Annotated in this window: 36 protein-coding genes; all 36 read left to right on the top strand. The window is 34.4% G+C overall.

Annotated features, from left to right (window positions below):
- The first annotated feature begins 41 nt into the window (after nucleotides 1-41).
- The 36 genes from PNO30_RS04150 (at nucleotide 42) to rplQ (ending at nucleotide 20,323) form a co-directional block, all read left to right on the top strand.
- Nucleotides 42-1,088, top strand: a complete 1,047-nt coding sequence (locus PNO30_RS04150) for a competence protein CoiA (protein ID WP_271987260.1) — start codon at nucleotides 42-44, stop codon at nucleotides 1,086-1,088.
- A 12-nt stretch (nucleotides 1,089-1,100) separates the two neighbouring features.
- Entirely contained in the window at nucleotides 1,101-1,991 is an 891-nt protein-coding gene (gene dprA, locus PNO30_RS04145; RefSeq protein ID WP_271987259.1) for a DNA-processing protein DprA, read from the top strand.
- A gap of 26 nt (nucleotides 1,992-2,017) precedes the next feature.
- The gene (locus PNO30_RS04140) at nucleotides 2,018-2,692 is read left to right on the top strand and encodes a hypothetical protein (protein ID WP_271987257.1); all 675 of its coding nucleotides are present in this window, start codon (nucleotides 2,018-2,020) and stop codon (nucleotides 2,690-2,692) included.
- A gap of 162 nt (nucleotides 2,693-2,854) precedes the next feature.
- A complete protein-coding gene (locus PNO30_RS04135; protein ID WP_271987256.1) occupies nucleotides 2,855-4,036 on the top strand; it encodes a CapA family protein in 1,182 nt (393 codons plus the stop codon).
- A gap of 127 nt (nucleotides 4,037-4,163) precedes the next feature.
- On the top strand, nucleotides 4,164-4,814 hold the full coding sequence (locus PNO30_RS04130; protein WP_271987255.1) for a nitroreductase family protein: 651 nt from the start codon (nucleotides 4,164-4,166) through the stop codon (nucleotides 4,812-4,814).
- A 193-nt stretch (nucleotides 4,815-5,007) separates the two neighbouring features.
- Nucleotides 5,008-5,670, top strand: a complete 663-nt coding sequence (locus PNO30_RS04125; protein ID WP_271987254.1) for an HAD family hydrolase — start codon at nucleotides 5,008-5,010, stop codon at nucleotides 5,668-5,670.
- Between the two features lie 81 nt (nucleotides 5,671-5,751).
- Nucleotides 5,752-6,138: an OsmC family protein gene (locus PNO30_RS04120; RefSeq protein ID WP_271966225.1), complete on the top strand. Its 387-nt coding sequence runs from the start codon at nucleotides 5,752-5,754 to the stop codon at nucleotides 6,136-6,138.
- A 357-nt stretch (nucleotides 6,139-6,495) separates the two neighbouring features.
- Nucleotides 6,496-6,804: a 30S ribosomal protein S10 gene (gene rpsJ, locus PNO30_RS04115; protein WP_271987253.1), complete on the top strand. Its 309-nt coding sequence runs from the start codon at nucleotides 6,496-6,498 to the stop codon at nucleotides 6,802-6,804.
- Nucleotides 6,805-6,823: 19 nt separating this feature from the next.
- Nucleotides 6,824-7,486 carry a 50S ribosomal protein L3 gene (gene rplC / locus PNO30_RS04110; RefSeq protein WP_003144195.1) on the top strand — a complete coding sequence of 221 codons (663 nt, stop codon included), beginning with the start codon at nucleotides 6,824-6,826 and terminating at the stop codon, nucleotides 7,484-7,486.
- Between the two features lie 32 nt (nucleotides 7,487-7,518).
- On the top strand, nucleotides 7,519-8,142 hold the full coding sequence (gene rplD, locus PNO30_RS04105; RefSeq protein ID WP_003147625.1) for a 50S ribosomal protein L4: 624 nt from the start codon (nucleotides 7,519-7,521) through the stop codon (nucleotides 8,140-8,142).
- Nucleotides 8,142-8,423, top strand: coding sequence for a 50S ribosomal protein L23 (rplW, locus tag PNO30_RS04100; protein WP_003144216.1), 282 nt, complete (start codon nucleotides 8,142-8,144; stop codon nucleotides 8,421-8,423). Before rplD ends, rplW begins: the two co-directional genes overlap by 1 nt.
- Before the next feature lie 35 nt (nucleotides 8,424-8,458).
- Nucleotides 8,459-9,289, top strand: a complete 831-nt coding sequence (rplB, locus tag PNO30_RS04095; RefSeq protein WP_271987252.1) for a 50S ribosomal protein L2 — start codon at nucleotides 8,459-8,461, stop codon at nucleotides 9,287-9,289.
- A gap of 87 nt (nucleotides 9,290-9,376) precedes the next feature.
- Nucleotides 9,377-9,655, top strand: a complete 279-nt coding sequence (gene rpsS / locus PNO30_RS04090; protein ID WP_003147627.1) for a 30S ribosomal protein S19 — start codon at nucleotides 9,377-9,379, stop codon at nucleotides 9,653-9,655.
- 33 nt (nucleotides 9,656-9,688) lie between these two features.
- On the top strand, nucleotides 9,689-10,024 hold the full coding sequence (gene rplV, locus PNO30_RS04085; RefSeq protein WP_003144105.1) for a 50S ribosomal protein L22: 336 nt from the start codon (nucleotides 9,689-9,691) through the stop codon (nucleotides 10,022-10,024).
- A 51-nt stretch (nucleotides 10,025-10,075) separates the two neighbouring features.
- On the top strand, nucleotides 10,076-10,729 hold the full coding sequence (gene rpsC, locus PNO30_RS04080; protein WP_003144348.1) for a 30S ribosomal protein S3: 654 nt from the start codon (nucleotides 10,076-10,078) through the stop codon (nucleotides 10,727-10,729).
- 3 nt (nucleotides 10,730-10,732) lie between these two features.
- Entirely contained in the window at nucleotides 10,733-11,158 is a 426-nt protein-coding gene (gene rplP, locus PNO30_RS04075; protein WP_003147629.1) for a 50S ribosomal protein L16, read from the top strand.
- Nucleotides 11,158-11,367: a 50S ribosomal protein L29 gene (rpmC, locus tag PNO30_RS04070; RefSeq protein WP_003147630.1), complete on the top strand. Its 210-nt coding sequence runs from the start codon at nucleotides 11,158-11,160 to the stop codon at nucleotides 11,365-11,367. The genes rplP and rpmC overlap by 1 nt, the downstream gene beginning before the upstream one ends.
- Before the next feature lie 15 nt (nucleotides 11,368-11,382).
- Nucleotides 11,383-11,646 carry a 30S ribosomal protein S17 gene (gene rpsQ, locus PNO30_RS04065; RefSeq protein WP_003144356.1) on the top strand — a complete coding sequence of 88 codons (264 nt, stop codon included), beginning with the start codon at nucleotides 11,383-11,385 and terminating at the stop codon, nucleotides 11,644-11,646.
- 39 nt (nucleotides 11,647-11,685) lie between these two features.
- Entirely contained in the window at nucleotides 11,686-12,054 is a 369-nt protein-coding gene (rplN, locus tag PNO30_RS04060) for a 50S ribosomal protein L14 (protein ID WP_003144098.1), read from the top strand.
- A 38-nt stretch (nucleotides 12,055-12,092) separates the two neighbouring features.
- A complete protein-coding gene (gene rplX / locus PNO30_RS04055; RefSeq protein WP_003144415.1) occupies nucleotides 12,093-12,398 on the top strand; it encodes a 50S ribosomal protein L24 in 306 nt (101 codons plus the stop codon).
- Between the two features lie 31 nt (nucleotides 12,399-12,429).
- Nucleotides 12,430-12,969, top strand: coding sequence for a 50S ribosomal protein L5 (rplE, locus tag PNO30_RS04050; protein ID WP_003144426.1), 540 nt, complete (start codon nucleotides 12,430-12,432; stop codon nucleotides 12,967-12,969).
- A gap of 21 nt (nucleotides 12,970-12,990) precedes the next feature.
- Complete coding sequence (gene rpsN / locus PNO30_RS04045; RefSeq protein WP_003144337.1) at nucleotides 12,991-13,260, top strand: 30S ribosomal protein S14; 270 nt, start codon at nucleotides 12,991-12,993, stop codon at nucleotides 13,258-13,260.
- A 32-nt stretch (nucleotides 13,261-13,292) separates the two neighbouring features.
- Entirely contained in the window at nucleotides 13,293-13,688 is a 396-nt protein-coding gene (rpsH, locus tag PNO30_RS04040) for a 30S ribosomal protein S8 (RefSeq protein WP_204641669.1), read from the top strand.
- Nucleotides 13,689-13,711: 23 nt separating this feature from the next.
- The gene (gene rplF / locus PNO30_RS04035; protein WP_271987251.1) at nucleotides 13,712-14,248 is read left to right on the top strand and encodes a 50S ribosomal protein L6; all 537 of its coding nucleotides are present in this window, start codon (nucleotides 13,712-13,714) and stop codon (nucleotides 14,246-14,248) included.
- A 27-nt stretch (nucleotides 14,249-14,275) separates the two neighbouring features.
- On the top strand, nucleotides 14,276-14,632 hold the full coding sequence (gene rplR, locus PNO30_RS04030) for a 50S ribosomal protein L18 (RefSeq protein ID WP_003147634.1): 357 nt from the start codon (nucleotides 14,276-14,278) through the stop codon (nucleotides 14,630-14,632).
- Nucleotides 14,633-14,652: 20 nt separating this feature from the next.
- On the top strand, nucleotides 14,653-15,150 hold the full coding sequence (gene rpsE / locus PNO30_RS04025) for a 30S ribosomal protein S5 (RefSeq protein WP_003144191.1): 498 nt from the start codon (nucleotides 14,653-14,655) through the stop codon (nucleotides 15,148-15,150).
- Nucleotides 15,151-15,166: 16 nt separating this feature from the next.
- Nucleotides 15,167-15,343, top strand: a complete 177-nt coding sequence (rpmD, locus tag PNO30_RS04020; protein WP_003144406.1) for a 50S ribosomal protein L30 — start codon at nucleotides 15,167-15,169, stop codon at nucleotides 15,341-15,343.
- A 31-nt stretch (nucleotides 15,344-15,374) separates the two neighbouring features.
- Complete coding sequence (rplO, locus tag PNO30_RS04015; protein WP_271987250.1) at nucleotides 15,375-15,815, top strand: 50S ribosomal protein L15; 441 nt, start codon at nucleotides 15,375-15,377, stop codon at nucleotides 15,813-15,815.
- A 3-nt stretch (nucleotides 15,816-15,818) separates the two neighbouring features.
- Nucleotides 15,819-17,123 (top strand): preprotein translocase subunit SecY, encoded by a 1,305-nt coding sequence (gene secY / locus PNO30_RS04010; protein WP_271987249.1) that lies wholly within the window; start codon nucleotides 15,819-15,821, stop codon nucleotides 17,121-17,123.
- 5 nt (nucleotides 17,124-17,128) lie between these two features.
- Complete coding sequence (locus tag PNO30_RS04005) at nucleotides 17,129-17,782, top strand: adenylate kinase (RefSeq protein WP_271987297.1); 654 nt, start codon at nucleotides 17,129-17,131, stop codon at nucleotides 17,780-17,782.
- Between the two features lie 15 nt (nucleotides 17,783-17,797).
- Entirely contained in the window at nucleotides 17,798-18,013 is a 216-nt protein-coding gene (infA, locus tag PNO30_RS04000) for a translation initiation factor IF-1 (RefSeq protein WP_003144387.1), read from the top strand.
- Between the two features lie 26 nt (nucleotides 18,014-18,039).
- On the top strand, nucleotides 18,040-18,153 hold the full coding sequence (gene rpmJ / locus PNO30_RS03995) for a 50S ribosomal protein L36 (RefSeq protein WP_003144208.1): 114 nt from the start codon (nucleotides 18,040-18,042) through the stop codon (nucleotides 18,151-18,153).
- Between the two features lie 22 nt (nucleotides 18,154-18,175).
- A complete protein-coding gene (rpsM, locus tag PNO30_RS03990; RefSeq protein WP_003147638.1) occupies nucleotides 18,176-18,541 on the top strand; it encodes a 30S ribosomal protein S13 in 366 nt (121 codons plus the stop codon).
- Between the two features lie 25 nt (nucleotides 18,542-18,566).
- The gene (rpsK, locus tag PNO30_RS03985; protein ID WP_003144405.1) at nucleotides 18,567-18,956 is read left to right on the top strand and encodes a 30S ribosomal protein S11; all 390 of its coding nucleotides are present in this window, start codon (nucleotides 18,567-18,569) and stop codon (nucleotides 18,954-18,956) included.
- 35 nt (nucleotides 18,957-18,991) lie between these two features.
- The gene (locus PNO30_RS03980) at nucleotides 18,992-19,933 is read left to right on the top strand and encodes a DNA-directed RNA polymerase subunit alpha (RefSeq protein WP_271987248.1); all 942 of its coding nucleotides are present in this window, start codon (nucleotides 18,992-18,994) and stop codon (nucleotides 19,931-19,933) included.
- Between the two features lie 21 nt (nucleotides 19,934-19,954).
- Nucleotides 19,955-20,323: a 50S ribosomal protein L17 gene (gene rplQ / locus PNO30_RS03975; RefSeq protein WP_003144119.1), complete on the top strand. Its 369-nt coding sequence runs from the start codon at nucleotides 19,955-19,957 to the stop codon at nucleotides 20,321-20,323.
- Nucleotides 20,324-20,799 lie beyond the last annotated feature (476 nt).

Here is a 20,799-nt window from a genome sequence, read left to right as displayed (position 1 = left end):
TGTAGTTTGCAAGTGTAGTACAGAAAAAAAGGAGAAACATTATGTACGTGGCATACGATAGTAAGGATGAAGTTTTTAATGCTTTGGATAGTGAAGTTGAAAAAAATAAAGAGTATCACTGTCCGATATGTGGGGGAAAAGTAATTTTCAAAAAAGGAGTGAAAATTCAGTCGCATTTTGCTCATGCTAAGAATTGTTCATGTGAGTTTGAAACATACAAGAAAGAGAGTAGTGAGCACCTTGAAGCGAAGAAGGATCTCTATGAGCATTTTAGAAGAAAATATCGTAATGTGGAAGTCGAACATATTTTTAAAACTGGGGAGAATGATATTCAGATAGCCGATGTATTTATTAAAGATAACAGCATCGCTTTTGAGTATCAAAGATCGGTTATTCCATTTGATCTTATTAAAGCAAGAACAAGAGGATATATGAAAGCTGGATTGAAATTAATCTGGCTAATTGATACAAACAAATTTATAAAAGAATTGAAGAGTTATGATGGTATAAGTTATATTAGGTATGCGCCATTTGTGGATAATTTTTTAAATTATTATCAAGGAAAAGTATTCTTTTATGGTTGGGATAATATAAATAAAAAATTTGAATTTTATCAAATTTGGGCTCATAATTTGAAAAAACGAAATGCTGTTTGTATAAAAACTAGTTTGAGTATTGATGAGTTTGATGTACCACTTGATTTGAAACTACTGGATAAAGATTTAACGTCTAAGTTATATCCAGAAGATGTTGAAAACTATGTCTACGAGCAAATTAAATATGATAAAACTGTAAAAAATAAAGTGTTGAGTATGTTTTATAACCAACATATAGAGTTAAATAATATACCTGAAATTATTGGTGTGAATATGTTGGAACAAGTTCTTATTAGAACTCCACTTGTTTATTGGCAAGGGTTGATGTATAGATTTTATAAAGAGGGTAAAAGTTACTCAGAACTTATAAGAATAATGAGTAATATTATAGAGTTTAAAGATAGTATCTATATTAACAATGTTCAACAAGGGGAGATTTTCTTAAAAGTATTTAAAGCATACTATGCTTTATTGGTTGAGAATGAAAAGTAAGAGGATAAAACTATGGGGGAGTATAGTAGTAGTTTTACAGAAAAAGAAAAAAAGGTATTGCTTTCGTTAATAGCGATTGAGAGGATTACAACACTCAAGCTACATAAAGTTTTTATGGATTTAAATAGTATAGAGAAGATTCTCGAATTATCTATACCTGAGTTAGCTGTATATTTTGGAGATAATGTTGAAGAAATTTATACTAAGCTTCATAATAATATGGAGTTCGATTTCGAGAGTTATTTTGAGTTTTATAATGTAAAGTATATTTTTTGCGATGATATCTATTATCCGAAAGAATTATTTAGGACTTATGATTATCCATATGTTATATTTTACAGGGGGAATAAAGATTTGCTTCTATTTAAAAGAAAGATATCTATAGTAGGAAGCAGAAACAATACCGCATATTCAAATGATGCCTTGCAGAGCATAGTACCATATTTAACTATGAATAATTTTGTTATAGTTAGTGGTCTTGCGATTGGTGTCGATAGTCTTGCTCATGAGGGCGCTATAAAAAGTAAGGGGTACACCATCGGTGTAATAGCTCATGGGCACAATATAATTTATCCGGAAAAAAGTTATAAACTTTATAAGGAATTAGAACGAAACCATCTTATTATATCTGAGTATTTTCCAACTTCACCTATAAGGAAATATAAATTTTTAGAACGAAATAGGATTGTCGCTGGTCTTTCCAGTGCTCTTTTAGTAACTGAAGCGGCAAAAAGAAGTGGGACGCAAAGGACGGTGGATTTCGCCTTGGATGTAGGTTCTGATGTATTCTGCCTACCAGGGAAATTTGGCGATAAGATGAGTTATGCAATGAATGAATACATTAAAGAGGGGGCGATACTTGTAAATAAATTAGAGGATTTTGGTGACGAATTAGGATTTTAGTGTAGATATTTGAGAGGATGATTAGTATGACAGATATCTTATTTATTAATCCACTAGGTTGGGATAGATGTATTTGGGCGAGAGTCTTAGAAAATATGCCAGACCAAACCTTTGATTTTATTGAATTTACCGAAGAGAGTTTTAAATCTATATCAAAAAAAGAAATTGAGAAGGTACTATTAAATAAAATGACAAAAGTAAGAAGAGGTGGTTTTATAGTTGCTGCTTCTTACGGTACGGTCGTTTTGCTTAACGGTTTAGAGATTTTTAGTGAGTACCTTGATGGTGTTAATTTAATCATCATCGAGGGCTTAGAACCTATACCTCCTGAATCGGTGTTAAAAACATATTTTGAACCAGAGATAAAGTTCACTAGTAAAGAAGAATATCTATCAAAGACACTTAGTGTAGAAGAGATGCAAGATGAGTTTTTAGTGGAGTTAATTTTAAGAAAACTCAAAAAAGAAGGTAGTGAATATATGGTAAGACCGAACTCGCAAATAGAGTACAATTATTTATCTTTATATGCGGGGGTAGATAATTTAGAACTATTAAAAAGAAGCAGGAATATTTTTAATAAACTTGTAGTTTTTTCTTACTTCAAGTTAATAGGGATGAATTATACACAAATAGAGGAGTCGGATCATCTTCTTATGGTTACTAAACCGCAGATGATCTTGGATATATTATTAGGGAAATAGAGAATAATGAAATATTTTATAATGGAAAGTTTATTAATGTGTAAGAGGAGCACATTATTGTTGCGATATAAAATAATTATATAAAACGAGTAGTTAATTGAAATATTATTAACTACTTGTTATTATAGATAGATAAAGTATTTAATTAGGAGGAATATTATATTGAGGAAAGTATTAGTATATTTATTAGGTGTGCTGAGTATTAGTGGTATTATTTTTTCGTGTATTTATTTTTTAACAGCATCCGATAAAGAAGGGGGAACTTCAAAAAAGGATAGCGATTCGAGTGTGAGAACTGCGCGAGTTGTAGCTAATGGAGATATTCTTATTCATGATGCACTTTATTATACTGCTAAAAAAGAAGATGGGAGTTATGATTTTAATCCATTTTTTGAATATGTTAAACCGTGGATTGAAGGTGCTGATTTAGCGATAGGGGATTTCGAGGGTACTATTAGCGATCGTTCTCCACTAGGAGGATATCCATTGTTTAATGCTCCTGTTCAAATTGCAGATACAATGAAAGAAGTAGGATATGATGTTGTTGATTTAGCTCATAATCATATATTGGATACAGGTTTGTATGGATTGAAGTATACGGATAAAGTCTTCAAAGATAGAGGTTTGGATACAGTTGGAGTTCACGCTGATAAAAAACGTTCGGAAGATAAGATTCTTATTAAAGAGGTTAATGGAATTAAAATAGCAATTCTAGCCTATGCTTATGGTTATAATGGAATGGATGCTAATTTAACCGCAGAGGATAGAACTAATCATTTATCGGATCTTGATGAGGAAAAGATGAAAGAAGAAATCCAAAGAGCTGAGAAAGAAGCGGATGTTACAGTAGTGATGCCTCAGATGGGTGTTGAGTATAAGTTAGAGCCTACAGAAGAACAAAAAGCTCTTTATCACAAGATGATAGAATGGGGTGCTGATGTAGTATTCGGAGGGCATCCTCATGTTATAGAACCTGCTGAGACTGTAGAAAAAGATGGAGATAAGAAATTTATAATATACTCTATGGGGAACTTCGTTTCAAACCAACGTATGGAAAGAATGGAAAACAAGTGGCCTGAGAGAGGTTTACTAATGGATGTTACATTTGAAAAAGCAAACGATAAAACAACTGTTAAAACTGTAAAAGCTCATCCAACACTAGTTTATTCTAAACTTAACGGTAGAAATATAAATGGAGCTCCATTATACGACTATAAAATTATGGTGTTAGAAGATTTCATTAATGGCGGAAAACTTAGAGATCAGCTTGATGATAAAATGAAGGAAAAAGTAGATGTTTCATATAAAGAAATAATGGAACACGTAAACTTGAAGTGGGAGTAAAAGACTATATGGACTAAGAGATAGTTGACATTTTTATAAATTATTTCTGTTTGAGCCTTTTGTTTGATAATAATTCTCAAGTATAGTAAAATTATTGAGTTAATTATTTAAAGAAGGAGGAAATCTAGTGAGGAAATTTTTTGGTACTCTATTAGGTAAGAAAAGGCCAGAGTTTTTTGATGTAATTAAAGGAAGAAAATCGGTTAAGTATTTTGACCCGAATGTTAAAATTAAACGTGAAGAAATAATAGAAATGTTAAATGAAGCTAATCTTGCTCCATCATCATGTAATTTACAACCTTGGAGATATATTGTTGTAGATACACCAGAAGGTAAAGAAAAATTAGGAAGTGCTAATTATAATAAAATTCAAAATGATACCTCGGCCGCTATGATTATAGTCTTAGGAGACTTGAATCACTACGGGAAATTTGATGAAATTTACGGAGAGGCTGTTGAAAAAGGTTATATGACTGAAGAGGTAAAAGATGGTTTTGAAAAAGGGATGGGACCTCAATTAGAAAACTTGCCAACTGACAAAAATAGAGAAGGTGTATATTTTGATTGTGGATTGTGGACTATGCAATTTGCAAACATTGCGTATGCTAAAGGATACGATACTAATATTATTGGCGGATTTGTTAGAGAGAAGGTAGCTGAATTATTTGAATTAGAAGAAAACTTGATTCCTGTGATGCTTATAGCCCTAGGTAAAAAGGAAAAAGATGCAAGACCAACTGTAAGAATGAAGGCAGAGAATCTTGTGAGATTTGAATAATAGTTTTCAACTGAAGCAACTAATGGTTGGTGATGTGTTAGTTAAACCGAGATAAATAAAAATATACAGAAAGAGTGCTTAATCATAATTATTTGTGGTTATGGTGCTTTTTTTTATCCAAATTATTTTGAATTTTGAGTATTACATTATAAAATAGTAAATATATGTATAAATAATAAAAAGGAGAAATAAAGTGGAAAAATTAGAGGCGGTTATTTTTGATTTTGATGGAACGATAGTAGATACAGAGAAAGTATACTATGAAAATATGCGTGATTTAACAAAAGAAGTGTTAAATGAAAAGCTAGATAAGATGGATTATATAAAAAACGTTTCTGGAACGAATGAAGAAACGAGTAGAAAATATTATAATGATACATATGGTATGTCTAGTGAAGATTATGATAAGTTCGAAGCGGAGATTACAAAGCGTATATTAGATAATTATCATAATGCCCCAGTATTACCAGGAATTGCTGAGGTAATGGAGTATCTATATAATCACGGAATAAAGATGGCTGTTGCTTCAAATGGAAAGAGAGAACATATTGAGACAGGACTTCGAAGAAAAGGTTTTGAGAAATACATCTCAGCAATTGCAACAAAAGAAGAGGTAAAGAATCCTAAACCTGCCCCAGATATCTATTTACTAGCGGCAAAAAAACTAGGTGCAGATATTAATAATACAATTGCTGTCGAAGATTCGCGTCCTGGTGCTTTAGGTGCTGCAGCTTCAGGTGCAACGTTAATACTTCAGACAAATGATATTACTAAATATATGGATTTCACTGGTGTAAACTATAAGTATAAAGATGTAGATTTAGTAGAAACAGTTAGAAGTATAGTCGAGAAATAATAGTATACAAAAATAATATATGATAGTATAATAAATTTATTAAGAGTAATCTTAAAATCAAATATATACGGGGAGACAGTTATGTATACGTCTAATTTAAAAATTAAAGAAGGTTTTACTTCTCATGCAACTACACCACTTGGTGGAGAATATAAAATGTTTATAGAAGAAAGTAAAGATGGTCCTATGGATTTATTTGCTACTGCATACAATGGATGTGTTAGTATGTGTGCAAAAGGATATTTCTTCAGAGCATATGAACTAGTAGATCTAGCGGTAGAAACTGAACTAGTGGTAGATTATGATAATAGAAAAATTGTAGCGAATGTTCATGTAGATCGAACTGAGGAACAACTTGCTGCTGGAGATAGACAAGGGGTATTAGATAATATTAAACTTCGTTGTAAAGTTTCTCATTTATTATCTTCTGATTTAGATATTCAATATAATATTTTACCTTTAAAATAAAATAGAAATTAAAAATACTTGGGGTGTAAAAACTCTAAGTATTTTTAATTTTTTTGTAGAAAAATAAATTTTTTCTTCTATATAATATAGGTAAAATTAGAAAGTGAATTAAAGATTAAAAAGTAAGTAAAAAATAGAAAACATATTCATAAATTTTTTTAAAAATTTTTCGTTAAAATACTTGCAATATATGCTTTTACCATGTATAATAATAAATGTTGGTCTTGCAAAAGACTTGCGTTGAAGCGAAAGGTTACTGACACGCCCGGCCGCTTTGCCATGGCATGGCGTGCTGGAGAACTTTCGTGGAGAAGTTGCTACTAGATAGCAGCGAATAAATGTATAGGAGGAGAAATGATGGCAAAACAAAAAATTCGTATTCGTCTTAAAGGATATGATCACAGATTAGTAGATCAAAGTGCAGAGAAAATTGTTGGAACTGCAAAACGTTCTGGAGCAAAAGTTTCTGGACCAATTCCATTACCAACAGAAAAAGCAGTTTATACAATCTTACGTTCAGTTCACATTTACAAAGACAGCCGTGAACAATTCGAACAACGTACACACAAACGCCTAATCGATATTATTGAACCAACACAAAAAACAGTTGACGCTTTAATCAGCTTAAACTTACCATCAGGTGTTGACATCGAATTAAAATTATAATTATAGGAGGTGACTTTCGATGACCAAAGGTATCTTAGGAAGAAAAGTAGGTATGACTCAAATCTTCGCTGAAAATGGAGAATTAATCCCAGTAACAGTAGTTGAAGCGAAAGGTAACGTCGTATTACAAAAGAAAACAGAAGAAGTTGAAGGATACAACGCAATCCAATTAGGATTCGACGATAAACGTCCTTACGATAAAGAACGTAAAGATCGTTTAGTAAAAGTTGCGAACAAACCTGAACAAGGTCACGCAGATAAAGCTAACACTGCTCCAAAACGTTTCGTACGCGAAATCAGAGATGCAGAAGTTGCTAATTATGAAGTAGGTCAAGAAGTCCAAGTTGATATTTTTGCAGCAGGGGACTTAGTTGACGTAACAGGAGTAAGTAAAGGTAAAGGATTCCAAGGGGCAATCAAGCGTCATGGACAAAGCCGCGGACCAATGGCTCACGGTTCTCGTTACCACCGTCGTCCTGGGTCAATGGGACCTGTAGCACCTAACCGTGTATTCAAAGGTAAAGCATTACCAGGTCAAATGGGTGGAGTTACAGTTACTACTCAAAACTTAGAAATCGTAAGCGTAGATGTAGAAAATGGATTAATCCTAGTTAAAGGATGTATTCCAGGATCTAAGAAAAGCTTCGTAAAAATCCAATCAGCAGTTAAATCTGGTAAATAATCGGAAAATATACGGAAGGAGGAAAATAGATAATGCCACAATTAGATTTATTTAAACAAGACGGTACTAAAGTTGGTGCAGTTGAAGCTAGTGAAGCAGTATTCGGGATTGAACCAAATCAACACGTTTTATTCCAAGCTGTAACATTACAAAGAGCATCACTTCGTCAAGGTACACACAAAACAAAAGGACGTTCTGAAGTTTCAGGTGGTGGTCGCAAACCATGGCGTCAAAAAGGAACAGGTCGTGCTCGTCAAGGATCTATCCGTTCACCACAATGGCGTGGAGGTGGAATTGTATTCGGACCTACACCACGTAGCTACAGCTTCAAAATGCCTCGTAAAATGCGTCGTTTAGCATTACGTTCTGCTTTATCTTCAAAAGTAGCAGCTAACGAAGTATTTGCATTAGAAAGCTTATCATTTGATACAATTAAAACTAAAAACTTTAAAGAAATGTTATCAAACCTTAGCCTAGAGAAAAAAGTATTATTCGTAGTTACTGAACTAGAAGAAAATACTGTTTTATCAGGAAGAAATATTCCAGGAGTTGAATTCGTTGAAACAACTGGTCTTAACGTATTAGACATCTTAGGAAGCAACAAAGTTGTATTCACTAAAGATGCAGTAGAAAAAGTTGGGGAGGTATTAGCATAATGGAAGCACGCGATATTATCAAACGCCCAGTACTAACTGAAAAAAGTTATTTATTAATGCAAGAAAATAAATACACTTTCCTAGTAGACACACGCGCTCACAAAACTCAAATTAAACAAGCTATCGAAGAAATCTTCGGAGTTAAAGTTGAGAAAGTAAACGTAATGAACTACAAACCAAAATTCCGTCGTGTTGGAAGATACGGTGGTTACACTAACAAACGTAGAAAAGCTATCGTTAAGTTAGCAGAAGGACAAACAATCGAAGGATTATTCGCTTAAGAATAACAAATACCACTAAGGAGGAAAAATGACAAATGGCAATTAAGGTATATAAAGCTATAACTAACGGTCGTCGTAACATGACATCATTAGATTTTGCAGAAATTACAACTAACAAACCAGAAAAGTCATTATTAGCGCCGCTACCGAAAAAAGCGGGAAGAAATAACCAAGGTAAAATTACTGTTCGTCACAACGGTGGAGGACACAAAAAACAATACCGTATTATTGACTTCAAGAGAAATAAAGACAACGTACCAGCAAAAGTTGCTACTATCGAGTACGATCCAAACCGTTCAGCGAACATCGCTCTATTACACTATGTAGATGGAGAAAAAAGATACATCATCGCTCCTAAAGAACTTAAAGTAGGACAAATCTTAGTATCTGGTGAAACTGCTGATATTAAAGTTGGTAATGCATTACCACTAGCAAACATCCCTGTAGGGACATTAATTCACAACATCGAACTTAAACCTGGTAAAGGTGGACAATTAGTACGTTCTGCTGGAGCAAGTGCTCAAGTACTTGGTAAAGAAGGTAAATACGTATTAGTACGTCTTAAATCAGGAGAAGTAAGAATGATCTTAGCAACTTGCCGTGCTACAATCGGTGAAGTTGGTAACGAACAACACGGACTAGTAAATATCGGTAAAGCCGGTAGAACTCGTTGGTTAGGTAAAAGACCAACTGTACGTGGATCTGTTATGAACCCGAACGATCACCCACACGGTGGTGGTGAAGGACGTACTTCAATCGGACGTAAATCACCTATGTCACCATGGGGTAAACCTACTCTTGGTAAGAAAACTCGTTCTAAAAAAGCTCGTTCAAACAAATTTATCGTACGTGCTAGAACTAAATAATAAAATTAATCAAAGGTTAGTTGGTGAGGAGCAAGAGCTCTTTACCACACCCTTAAGTATGCAAAGTATCGGAAAGGAGATAACACAATGGCTCGTAGTTTAAAAAAAGGACCATTCGCTGATCACCACTTATTAGCAAAAGTTGAAAAAATGAACGAACAAGAAAAGAAACAAGTAATTAAAACTTGGTCTCGTCGTTCAACAATCTTCCCAACATTCATAGGACTTACTTTTGCAGTATATGACGGAAGAAAACATGTACCTGTATATGTGACTGAAGATATGGTAGGACACAAATTAGGTGAGTTTGCACCAACAAGAACTTACAAAGGTCACGCTGCAGACGACAGAAAAACAAGAAGATAATTTAGAAATTAGTAAAATCAAGGAGGCACATTCATGGAGTCAAAAGCAATCGCTAAGACAGTCCGCATCGCTCCTCGTAAAGTAAGACTAGTATTAGACTTAGTACGTGGAAAAAAAGTGGGCGAAGCATTAGGAATTTTAGAATTCACAACTAAATCAGCTTCTTTACCAGTAGCTAAAGTTATTAAATCAGCTGCTGCTAACGCTGAACACAACTATGGAATGAATGTAGAAGACTTAGTAGTATCACAAGCATTTGCAAATGAAGGACCAACTCTTAAAAGATTCCGTCCAAGAGCAAAAGGTGCTGCAAGTTCAATCAACAAAAGAACAAGTCACATCACTATCGTTTTAAGTGATAACAAATAATAAAAATTAAGAAATTATAAAAGCTAAACTAGTTAAAGGAGGCTACAAACTGTGGGTCAAAAAGTACATCCAATAGGCTTACGTGTTGGAGTTATTCGTGATTGGGATTCAAAATGGTATGCGGAAAAAGATTTCGCTGCTAACTTACACGAAGATTTCAAAATCCGTGAGTTCATCAGTAAACAATTAAAAGACGCTTCAGTTTCTAAAGTAGAAATTGAAAGATTTGATAAGAAAGTAAACATTTCAGTACACACTGGTAAACCAGGTATGGTTATCGGTAAAGGTGGTTCTGAAATCGATAAATTAAGATTAGAATTAAACAAATTAACTGGAAAAAGAGTACACATTAATGTAGTTGAAATCAAAAAAGTTGATATCGACGCTAAATTAGTAGCTGAAAACATTGCTCGTCAATTAGAAGCTCGTGTATCATTCCGTCGTGCTCAAAAACAAGCTATCCAAAGAGCTATGAGAGCAGGAGCTAAAGGAATCAAAACTCAAGTATCAGGACGTCTTGGTGGAGCAGATATCGCTCGTGCAGAACACTACTCAGAAGGTTCAGTGCCACTACACACATTAAGAGCAGACATCGATTACGCTCACGAAGAAGCAGATACAACTTATGGTAAACTTGGAGTTAAAGTTTGGATTAACCGTGGTGAAGTATTACCAACTAGAAAATCTGAAAAAGGAGGTAACTAATTTATGTTAATGCCTAAACGTGTTAAATATCGTCGTCAACACAGACAATCAACAAAAGGTAAATCTAAAGGCGGAAACGTAGTAGATTTCGGTGAATATGGATTACAAGCGACTACTGCAGCAAGAGTTACTTCTCGTCAAATAGAAGCTGCTCGTATAGCGATGACTCGTTATATGAAACGTGGTGGTAAAGTTTGGATTAAGATCTTCCCTCACATGCCTTACACTAAAAAACCATTAGAAGTACGTATGGGATCTGGTAAAGGTGCAGTAGAAGGATGGGTTGCAATCGTTAAACCAGGTAGAGTGATGTTCGAAGTTGCTGGAGTAAGTGAAGAAGTTGCACGTGAAGCTCTAAGACTTGCATCTCACAAGTTACCTGTTAAATGTAAATTTGTAAAACGTGAAGAAACAGGTGGTGAAGCATAATGAAAACAAATGAATTCAAATCAATGATTAGAGAATTAACTTCACAAGAGTTAGAAGCAAAAATCAAAGAATTAAAAGAAGAGCTTTTCAACTTACGCTTCCAATTGGCAACTGGTCAATTAGAAAATACAGCTCGTATTAGTCAAGTTAGAAAATCAATCGCTCGTATGAAAACTGTTATTCGCGAAAGAGAATTAGCGAATAAATAATAATAGGAGGCAAACATGACTGAGAGAAATGATAGAAAAGTTTACGTTGGAAAAGTAGTTTCTGATAAAATGGACAAAACAATCACAGTTTTAGTAGAAACTTACAAAAAACATCCTCTATACGGTAAACGTGTAAAATATTCTAAAAAATTCAAAGCACATGATGAAAACAATGTTGCTAAATTAAATGATATCGTTAAAATAATGGAAACTCGTCCATTATCTGCAACTAAAAACTTCCGTTTAGTAGAAGTAGTAGAAGAAGCAGTTATAATCTAATAAAACTAGGATAAACCCTAAGAAGGAGGCAAAAAGCGCATGATTCAACAAGAAACACGCTTAAAAGTGGCTGATAACTCAGGAGCAAAAGAAGTTTTAACAATTAAAGTTCTAGGTGGTTCAGGACGTAAAGTTGCTAACATTGGTGACGTAATTGTATGTTCTGTTAAAAAAGCAACACCAGGTGGAGTTGTTAAAAAAGGTGAAGTAGTTAAAGCCGTAATCGTTCGTACAAAAACAGGAGCTCGTCGTAACGACGGTTCATATATTAAATTTGATGAAAATGCTTGTGTAATTATCCGTGATGATAAGAGCCCACGTGGTACACGTATTTTCGGACCAGTTGCTCGTGAATTAAGAGACGGTAACTACATGAAAATCGTATCACTAGCTCCAGAAGTATTATAATATAAAAAAAGTACAGTAAAGAAGGAGGTTAACAAGAAATGTTCATTAAAAAAGGTGATAAAGTTGTAGTAATTACTGGTAAAGACAAAGGTAAAGTTGGTACAGTAATCGAAGCACAACCTAAAAAAGATCGTGTTGTTGTAGAAGGTGTTAACATCATTAAAAAACACGTTAAAAATTCTCAAGATGCACCTCAAGGTGGAATCGTTGAAAAAGAAGCAGCAATTCACGTATCAAACGTAATGTTACAAGATCCTGAAACTGGAAAAGCGACAAGAGTACGTTTCGAAACAAAAGATGGTAAGAAAGTACGTATCGCAGTAAAATCAGGAAAAGAAATATAATAATAGTTGAAGAAAGGAGGCACTATTTTAGATGGCTCGTTTAGAAGATAAATTTAAATCTGAGATAACAAAAGAATTAATGACAAAATTTGAGTACAGCAGTGTAATGCAAGTACCAAAAATTGAAAAAATCGTAATTAACATGGGTGTAGGTGATGCTGTGCAAAACTCTAAAGCCCTAGACAACGCAGTAGCAGAATTAGCTTTAATTTCTGGTCAAAAACCATTAGTAACAAGAGCTAAAAAATCAATCGCTACTTACAGACTTCGTGAAGGTATGCCTATCGGGGCTAAAGTTACTTTACGTGGAGAAAGAATGTATGAATTCTTCGACAAATTAGTAACTGTAGCACTTCCACGTGTACGTGACTTCCACGGTGTTTCTAAAAAAGCATTCGATGGTCGTGGTAACTACACACTAGGTGTTAAAGAACAATTAATTTTCCCTGAAATTGATTACGATAAAGTAAGTAAAGTACGTGGTATGGACATCGTTATAGTAACTACAGCTAACACTGATGAAGAAGCTCGTGAGTTATTAACACAATGTGGAATGCCATTCGCAAAATAAGAAAGGTGAGGTAAAAGACACATGGCTAAAAAAGCAATGGTAGAGCGTGAATTAAAACGCCAAAAATTAGTTGACAAGTATGCAGCTAAAAGAGCGGAATTAAAAGCTAAAGGTGATTACATCGGACTTAGCAAACTTCCAAAAAACTCAGCTCCAGCTCGTTTACACAATCGTTGTAGCATAACTGGACGTCCTCACGGATACATTGGAAAATTTGGAATCAGCCGTATTAAGTTCCGTGAATTAGCTTACAAAGGACAAATTCCTGGAGTTAAAAAAGCAAGTTGGTAATATATTAGTAGAAGAAAGGAGGATTTATCCTAATGACAATGACAGATCCTATCGCAGATATGCTAACACGTATTCGTAATGCTAACATGGTTAAACACGAAACATTAGAATTACCTGCGTCAAATATTAAAAAGCAAATTGCAGAAATCTTAAAACAAGAAGGTTTCATCAATGATGTAGAATACATCGAAGATAACAAACAAGGAAAACTTAAACTTACTCTTAAATACTCAAAAGGTGAAAGAGTAATTAAAGGAATTAAAAGAATTTCAAAACCTGGTTTACGTGTATACGCTAAAGCAGATGAACTGCCAAGAGTATTAAACGGACTAGGAATAGCAATCGTATCAACTTCAACTGGAGTTGTAACTGATAAAGTTGCTCGTAAAAATAACACAGGTGGAGAAGTATTAGCTTACATCTGGTAATATTATAAGGAGGTGCCAATTAAATGTCACGTATAGGTAATAAAGTTATTACAGTACCTGCAGGAGTTGAAGTTAGCATCGTTGATAACTTCGCAACAGTTAAAGGACCTAAAGGTGAATTAAAACAACAATTTGATAAAGAAATGACTTTCAACATTGAAGGAAGTGAAATCACAGTAGTACGTCCATCTGACTCAAAACGTCACCGTACAGTACACGGAACAACTCGTGCTATCTTAGCAAATATGATTGAAGGTGTATCAACTGGATTCAAAAAAGAACTTGAATTAATCGGGGTTGGATACCGTGCTCAAATGCAAGGTAAAAAATTAGTACTAAGTGTTGGATACTCTCACCCAGTTGAATTCGAAGAAATCGATGGAATTAAATTAGGTGTTGAAGGAAACACTAAAGTTAGTATCGAAGGTATTAACAAAGAAGTAGTAGGACAATACGCAGCTAAAGTTCGTGCAGTACGTCCTCCAGAACCTTACAAAGGTAAAGGTATTCGCTACGTTGGTGAATATGTTCGCCGTAAAGAAGGAAAAACTGGTAAATAATAGATAACAGAAAGGAGTGTTTCAAATATGATTACGAAACTTGATAAAAATAAAGTTCGTAAAAAAAGACACGCAAGAGTACGTGTTAAAGTTCAAGGAACTACAGAAGTTCCACGTTTAAACGTATACCGTTCAAACACAAACATTTACGCACAAATTATTGATGACACTAAAGGTGTTACATTAGCATCAGCTTCTTCATTAAAACTTGAAAATGTTTCTAAATCAAGTGTAGAAGCAGCTAAAGAAGTTGGAAAATTAATCGCAGAAGTAGCTAAAACTAAAGGAATTGAAAAAGTTGTTTTCGACCGTGGAGGATACCTATATCACGGACGTGTTAAAGCATTAGCTGAAGCAGCACGTGAAAACGGACTTGTATTCTAATAAAGGAGGGAAATAAGTAGATGCGTCAAGAAGAAATCAAAAAAGAATTTGAAGAACGCGTAGTTGCCATTCGTCGTGTAGCTAAAGTTGTTAAAGGTGGACGTCGTTTCCGTTTCTCTGCTTTAGTAGTAGTAGGTGACAAAAATGGTCGCGTAGGATTTGGTACTGGTAAAGCTCAAGAGGTACCAGATGCAATCAGAAAAGCAGTTGAAGCTGCAAAACACAACTTAATTACTGTACCAGTAGTTAACGGAACAATACCTCACGAAATCATCGGGCAATTTGGAGCAGGTTCAGTATTAATCAAACCAGCTGCACCTGGTACAGGGGTTATCGCTGGTGGACCAGTTCGTGCCGTATTAGAATTATCAGGTATTTCAAATATCTTATCAAAATCTCTAGGTTCAAACACACCAGTAAACATGGTTCGTGCTACAATCGAAGGATTAACAAGATTACAAACAGTTGAACACGTAGCAGCTTTACGTGGTAAATCTGTGGAAGAATTATTAGGATAAGAGGAGGGAAAAGAACATGACATTAAAAGTAACCCTAACTCGTAGTACTATTGGTCGTCCAAAGAATCAAAGAAAAGTAGTTGAAGCTCTTGGTCTTAAAAAAATGCACCAAACAGTTGAACACAAAGACAACGCTGCGATTCGTGGTATGATTAACAAAGTTTCACACTTAGTAACAGTAGAAGAAAAATAAGAATTATTAATACAAGGAGGTGCTAGTCTAAATGAAATTACATGAATTACAACCAGTTGAAGGTTCTCGTAAAGAGCGTAACAGAGTAGGTCGTGGGATTGGATCAGGAAATGGTAAAACTTCAGGACGTGGTCAAAAAGGACAAAAAGCACGTAGTGGTGGTGGAGTTCGCCCAGGATTTGAAGGTGGACAAAACCCATTATTCAGACGTATTCCAAAACGTGGATTTAACAATGTAAATAGAAAAGAATTTGCAGTTGTAAATCTTAACGACTTAAACAAATTTGAAGATGGTACTGTAGTATCACCTGCTCTATTATTAGATACTAAAGTTATTAAAAAAGAACTTTCAGGTGTTAAAGTATTAGCTAACGGTAAATTAGAGAAAAAATTAACTGTACAAGCTCACAAATTCTCATCTTCAGCAAAAGAAGCTATCGAAGCAGCTGGAGGAGTTTGCGAGGTGCTATAATATATGTTTAGTGCATCACTAAATTTATTTAAAGTTAAAGAAACTCGTAACAAAATCTTATTTACCCTATTTGGTATATTATTATTCCGTATCGGTTCTTATTTACCGGTACCTGGGGTAGATGCAGATGTCCTAAAAAACCAAGACGCATCTGGACTATTCGGAATATTTAACACATTTGCAGGAGGAGCTTTACAACAGTTTTCTGTATTCGCTATGGGTATTATGCCCTACATTACAGCATCTATCGTAATTCAACTTATGCAAATGGATGTTATTCCTTCATTAACAGAGTGGTCTAAACAAGGTGAAGTTGGACATAAAAAAACGCAAAAACTAACAAGAGTCTTAGCAATTATCTTAGCATTTATCCAATCGCTTATTATGTCTTATGGATTTAATAATGCATATCAAGGATTAATTAAAGATACTTCAATTCTAGGATTCATTACAGTAGCCGTAGTATTAACAGCTGGTACAGCATTATTACTATGGATTGGTGATCAGATATCTCAATATGGTGTTGGTAATGGTGTATCTATCATTATCTTAGCGGGTATTATTGCCCGTTTACCAATGGAATTCATACAAGTTTATGAATCTCAAATTAAAGATGCTGAGAACTTAACATTAGCAATTTTAAAAATTGTTATTGTAGCAATTATTGTAATAGGTATCGTTGCTGCTGTAGTATATATACAAGAAGCAAACCGTAAAATTCCTATTCAATACTCTCAAGCGAGAGCAGGTCGTAGAATGTTAGGAGCAAGATCAACTTACTTGCCTCTAAAAGTGAATAGTGCAGGGGTTATCCCAGTAATCTTCGCTATCGCATTCTTACAATTACCTAGAACTATTGCGATATTCGCACCTAATAACGAAAAGTTACAAAGAATTGTATCATATTTCGATTTCAGTCATGTTCTAGGATTAACATTATACGTAGTATTAATTATTGCGTTCTGTTACTTCTATGTAATGGTGCAAGTTAACCCAGAAAAAATGGCTGATAATTTAAGAAAACAAGGAAGTTTTGTTCCAGGGGTTAGACCAGGTAAAAAAACTGAACAATACATTACAGGTATTTTATACAGACTAACGTTTGTAGGTTCAATATTCCTAGCAGCTGTTTCGGTTCTTCCGACAATATTCACCAGCATTGCAAAATTACCAGCATCTGTTCAAATTGGTGGTACAAGTTTAATAATTGTTGTCAGTGTAGCGCTAGAGACAGTTAAACAACTTAATACTCAATTAACAGAGAAGAACTATAGAAGTTTCATTACAGGACGAAAAGGTGGTAAATAATTATGATGAATATTATTTTAATGGGATTACCAGGAGCGGGTAAAGGTACTCAAGCAGAGCAAATTAAAGCGAATTATCCAATTCCACATATTTCAACTGGAGATATGTTTAGAGCTGCTATTAAAAATGAGACTCCGCTTGGAAAAGAAGCAAAAAGTTATATTGATAAAGGACAACTTGTTCCTGACAGTGTAACTATAGGATTAGTTGAAGAAAGATTGAATCAAGAAGATGCAAAAGAAGGCTTTTTACTTGACGGTTTTCCAAGAACAGTAGAACAAGCTGAAGCCCTTGATCAAATTTTAGCAAAAACTAATAGAAAAATCGATAAAGTATTAAACATCGATGTAGATCCAGCTATTCTGTTACCTCGTTTAACAGGTAGAAGAATCTGTAAACAATGTGGAAACACTTATCACTTGATTTTCAACCCTCCAAAAGTTGAAGGTGTTTGTGATAATGATGGTGGTGAACTGTACCAAAGAAGTGATGACAACGAAGAAACAGTTGGAAATCGCTTAGAAGTTAATATTAAACAAACAAAACCGTTATTAGACTTTTATAGTCAAAAAGAAGGTGTAGTTGAAAATATTAATGGTGACCAAGACATCAAAGTAGTTTTCCAAGACGTACAAAATATATTAGATAAACTGAAATAGTCAGGGAGGAAAAGTATGGCAAAAGATGTCATTGAAGTAGAAGGTTTAGTAGTAGAAAACTTGCCGAATGCAATGTTTAAAGTAGAATTAGAAAATGGTCATATTATTTTAGCTCATGTTTCTGGAAAAATCAGAATGAATTATATAAGAATTTTACCAGGTGATAAAGTTACAGTAGAAATGAGTCCGTATGACCTGACAAAAGGTAGAATAACTTATAGATTCAAGTAAGTTATAAACTCAAGGAGGAAATAACGATGAAAGTAAGACCATCAGTAAAAAAAATCTGTGACAAATGTAAAGTAATTCGTCGTGGTGGTAAAGTATTAGTGATTTGCGAAAACGCAAAACATAAACAAAAACAAGGATAATTAATTAGGAGGTGCAAACTTAATGGCACGTATAGCAGGAGTCGATATTCCACGTGAAAAACGCGTTGTTATATCACTAACTTATGTATATGGTATAGGTTTAAAAACTTCTCAAAAAATCTTAAAAGAAGCTGGAGTTTCTGAAGATGTGAGAGTTAAAGACTTAACAGGTGAACAACTAGATAAAATTCGTGAAATCGTAGATAACTATAAAACAGAAGGTGACTTACGTCGTGAAGTTTCATTAAACATCAAACGTCTAATGGAAATCGGATGTTACAGAGGAATCCGTCACCGTCGTGGACTACCAGTAAGAGGGCAAAATACTAAGAACAACTCTCGTACTCGTAAAGGTCCTAAGAAAACAGTTGCGAACAAGAAAAAATAATTAGGATAGGAGGAGAAACACAACTATGGCTCGTAAACAACAATCACGTAAACGTCGTGTGAAAAAAAATATACAAAATGGTGTTGCACACATTCGTTCTACATTCAACAACTCAATCGTAACAATTACAGATGAACATGGTAATGCAGTATCATGGTCAAGTGCAGGAGCGCTAGGATTCAAAGGTTCTAGAAAATCTACTCCATTCGCAGCACAAATGGCAAGTGAAGCAGCAGCTAAACAAGCTATGGAACACGGAATGAAATATGTAGATGTAACAGTTAAAGGTCCAGGTGCAGGACGTGAAGCAGCAATTCGTGCATTACAATCTGCTGGATTAGAAGTTACATCAATCAAAGACGTAACTCCAGTTCCTCACAATGGATGTCGCCCACCTAAACGTCGTCGTGTATAATAATAACATAGACAAAATTTAGGAGGTTTAACATAATGTTAGCAATAGAAAAACCAAAAATTCAAATCATTGAAGAATCATCAGATAAAAGATTTGGTCGCTTTGTAGTTGAACCACTTGAACGTGGATATGGAACTACATTAGGTAATTCATTGAGAAGAATGTTAATCTCATCATTACCAGGAGCAGCAGCAAGAAGCATCGATATTGAGGGAGTTCAACACGAATTCCAAGCAATTAAAGGTGTTGTAGAAGATGTTACTGAAATCATTATGAATGTTAAAAACATTGCGTTTGTAGTTCATTCTGAAGAAGAAAAACAAGTTTCAATCAGTGTTAAAGGTCCAGCAGTTGTTACTGCAGCAGACATCGCTATCGATTCTGATATCGAAGTAGTAAATACTGATCAACACATTGCAACAGTATCAGAAGGTGGACAGTTTGAAATGATTATTTACGTTGGAAAAGGACGTGGATTTGTACCAGCTGATGGTAACAAAAAACGTGACTTACCAATCGGAGTTATTCCAATCGATTCAATTTATACACCAGTATCAAAAGTTAACTATACAGTAGAAAAAACTAGGGTAGGTCAAAGTGCTGACTTTGATAAACTAATCTTAGATGTTACTACTAATGGTTCAATTACAGCTAACGACGCTTTAGCATTAGCATCAAAAATTCTAATTTCACACTTAGAATTATTTATGGAGATGTCTGAAGAAGCAAAAGCTGCTGAAATATTGGTAGCTAAAGAAGAAGATAATAAAGTTCAAATGTTAGAAATGACAATTGAAGAATTAGACTTATCAGTACGTAGTTACAACTGCTTAAAACGTGCAGGAATTAACACAGTACAAGAATTAGCTAACAAAACAGAACAAGAAATGATTAAAGTAAGAAACTTAGGTCGTAAATCTCTAGAAGAAGTTAAAATTAAACTTCAAGAGTTAGAACTAGGATTCAAAGAAGAATAAAACTAACAAGGAGGCACACTAATGGGTTACAGAAAATTAGGACGTACATCAGCTCACCGTAAAGCGATGTTAAGAAACTTAGTAACTGCTCTACTAGTACACGGTAGAATTGAAACAACTGTTACAAGAGCGAAAGAAGTTCGTTCATTAGCAGAAAAAATGATTACATTAGGTAAAAAAGGTGATCTAGCAGCAAGACGTAATGCAGCTAAATTCATCCAACCTGTTGCAGTAGCAACTGAAGAAGGTAAGAGTCAATTAGCTCTTAAAAAATTATTTGAAGAAGTAGCACCTAAATATGCAGACCGTAACGGTGGATACACTCGTATTCTACGTGTTGGACCACGTAAAGGTGATGGTGCAGAAACAGCTATTATAGAATTAGTTTAATAAAAATTTTTCATACAACAATAACATACTACATACACACACAACTAAACAACACATACAACAAGAATTTAAACTAATTTTTTTGGCAAAAGAGTGCTTGAAATGCGTAGGAAAAGGCTACGTCGTCTAGCTCTAACGTATCCTAGCTTCTGCTAGGATACCCTTTTGTCCCTTTAAAAATTAAATCTAATTATACTTTAAAAGATTACCAGGCAAGGTAGTCTTTTTTTGCTTTGTACCTTTCGTTTTAGCAATTCTTTGAATTGCATAAAACGTTAGGTACAAAGTACGCAAGGACGTACCAAGAAGCAAGGCGATAGCTGAAGCTGATTGGAGTACGTCTACTGCGAAGTTGCCAATTGTAATATAGTAAATTATAATGAGATTTCTAGTGCCAAAGGCACGACGAAATCCTTACGTACAAAATACGCACAGTTGTCCCAAGAACGAATGAAATGAGTGATTGGCTGACAACC

The sequence above is a fragment of the Gemella haemolysans genome (assembly GCF_028308085.1).
In the GTDB taxonomy this organism is placed as follows: Bacteria; Bacillota; Bacilli; order Staphylococcales; family Gemellaceae; genus Gemella; species Gemella haemolysans_D.
Note: the sequence above shows the minus strand (reverse complement) of the source record. Positions and strands in the feature narration are given on the sequence as shown.

Excerpts from the sequence above, each read along its gene's own strand:
- PNO30_RS04150 (WP_271987260.1), top strand. The coding sequence starts at position 42 with ATGTACGTGGCATACGATAGTAAGGATGAAGTTTTTAATGCTTTGGAT.
- dprA (WP_271987259.1), top strand. The coding sequence starts at position 1,101 with ATGGGGGAGTATAGTAGTAGTTTTACAGAAAAAGAAAAAAAGGTATTG.
- PNO30_RS04140 (WP_271987257.1), top strand. The coding sequence starts at position 2,018 with ATGACAGATATCTTATTTATTAATCCACTAGGTTGGGATAGATGTATT.
- PNO30_RS04120 (WP_271966225.1), top strand. The coding sequence starts at position 5,752 with ATGTATACGTCTAATTTAAAAATTAAAGAAGGTTTTACTTCTCATGCA.
- rpsJ (WP_271987253.1), top strand. The coding sequence starts at position 6,496 with ATGGCAAAACAAAAAATTCGTATTCGTCTTAAAGGATATGATCACAGA.
- rplC (WP_003144195.1), top strand. The coding sequence starts at position 6,824 with ATGACCAAAGGTATCTTAGGAAGAAAAGTAGGTATGACTCAAATCTTC.
- rplD (WP_003147625.1), top strand. The coding sequence starts at position 7,519 with ATGCCACAATTAGATTTATTTAAACAAGACGGTACTAAAGTTGGTGCA.
- rplW (WP_003144216.1), top strand. The coding sequence starts at position 8,142 with ATGGAAGCACGCGATATTATCAAACGCCCAGTACTAACTGAAAAAAGT.
- rplB (WP_271987252.1), top strand. The coding sequence starts at position 8,459 with ATGGCAATTAAGGTATATAAAGCTATAACTAACGGTCGTCGTAACATG.
- rpsS (WP_003147627.1), top strand. The coding sequence starts at position 9,377 with ATGGCTCGTAGTTTAAAAAAAGGACCATTCGCTGATCACCACTTATTA.
- rplV (WP_003144105.1), top strand. The coding sequence starts at position 9,689 with ATGGAGTCAAAAGCAATCGCTAAGACAGTCCGCATCGCTCCTCGTAAA.
- rplP (WP_003147629.1), top strand. The coding sequence starts at position 10,733 with ATGTTAATGCCTAAACGTGTTAAATATCGTCGTCAACACAGACAATCA.
- rpmC (WP_003147630.1), top strand. The coding sequence starts at position 11,158 with ATGAAAACAAATGAATTCAAATCAATGATTAGAGAATTAACTTCACAA.
- rpsQ (WP_003144356.1), top strand. The coding sequence starts at position 11,383 with ATGACTGAGAGAAATGATAGAAAAGTTTACGTTGGAAAAGTAGTTTCT.
- rplN (WP_003144098.1), top strand. The coding sequence starts at position 11,686 with ATGATTCAACAAGAAACACGCTTAAAAGTGGCTGATAACTCAGGAGCA.
- rplX (WP_003144415.1), top strand. The coding sequence starts at position 12,093 with ATGTTCATTAAAAAAGGTGATAAAGTTGTAGTAATTACTGGTAAAGAC.
- rplE (WP_003144426.1), top strand. The coding sequence starts at position 12,430 with ATGGCTCGTTTAGAAGATAAATTTAAATCTGAGATAACAAAAGAATTA.
- rpsN (WP_003144337.1), top strand. The coding sequence starts at position 12,991 with ATGGCTAAAAAAGCAATGGTAGAGCGTGAATTAAAACGCCAAAAATTA.
- rpsH (WP_204641669.1), top strand. The coding sequence starts at position 13,293 with ATGACAATGACAGATCCTATCGCAGATATGCTAACACGTATTCGTAAT.
- rplF (WP_271987251.1), top strand. The coding sequence starts at position 13,712 with ATGTCACGTATAGGTAATAAAGTTATTACAGTACCTGCAGGAGTTGAA.
- rplR (WP_003147634.1), top strand. The coding sequence starts at position 14,276 with ATGATTACGAAACTTGATAAAAATAAAGTTCGTAAAAAAAGACACGCA.
- rpsE (WP_003144191.1), top strand. The coding sequence starts at position 14,653 with ATGCGTCAAGAAGAAATCAAAAAAGAATTTGAAGAACGCGTAGTTGCC.
- rpmD (WP_003144406.1), top strand. The coding sequence starts at position 15,167 with ATGACATTAAAAGTAACCCTAACTCGTAGTACTATTGGTCGTCCAAAG.
- rplO (WP_271987250.1), top strand. The coding sequence starts at position 15,375 with ATGAAATTACATGAATTACAACCAGTTGAAGGTTCTCGTAAAGAGCGT.
- secY (WP_271987249.1), top strand. The coding sequence starts at position 15,819 with ATGTTTAGTGCATCACTAAATTTATTTAAAGTTAAAGAAACTCGTAAC.
- PNO30_RS04005 (WP_271987297.1), top strand. The coding sequence starts at position 17,129 with ATGAATATTATTTTAATGGGATTACCAGGAGCGGGTAAAGGTACTCAA.
- infA (WP_003144387.1), top strand. The coding sequence starts at position 17,798 with ATGGCAAAAGATGTCATTGAAGTAGAAGGTTTAGTAGTAGAAAACTTG.
- rpmJ (WP_003144208.1), top strand. The coding sequence starts at position 18,040 with ATGAAAGTAAGACCATCAGTAAAAAAAATCTGTGACAAATGTAAAGTA.
- rpsM (WP_003147638.1), top strand. The coding sequence starts at position 18,176 with ATGGCACGTATAGCAGGAGTCGATATTCCACGTGAAAAACGCGTTGTT.
- rpsK (WP_003144405.1), top strand. The coding sequence starts at position 18,567 with ATGGCTCGTAAACAACAATCACGTAAACGTCGTGTGAAAAAAAATATA.
- PNO30_RS03980 (WP_271987248.1), top strand. The coding sequence starts at position 18,992 with ATGTTAGCAATAGAAAAACCAAAAATTCAAATCATTGAAGAATCATCA.
- rplQ (WP_003144119.1), top strand. The coding sequence starts at position 19,955 with ATGGGTTACAGAAAATTAGGACGTACATCAGCTCACCGTAAAGCGATG.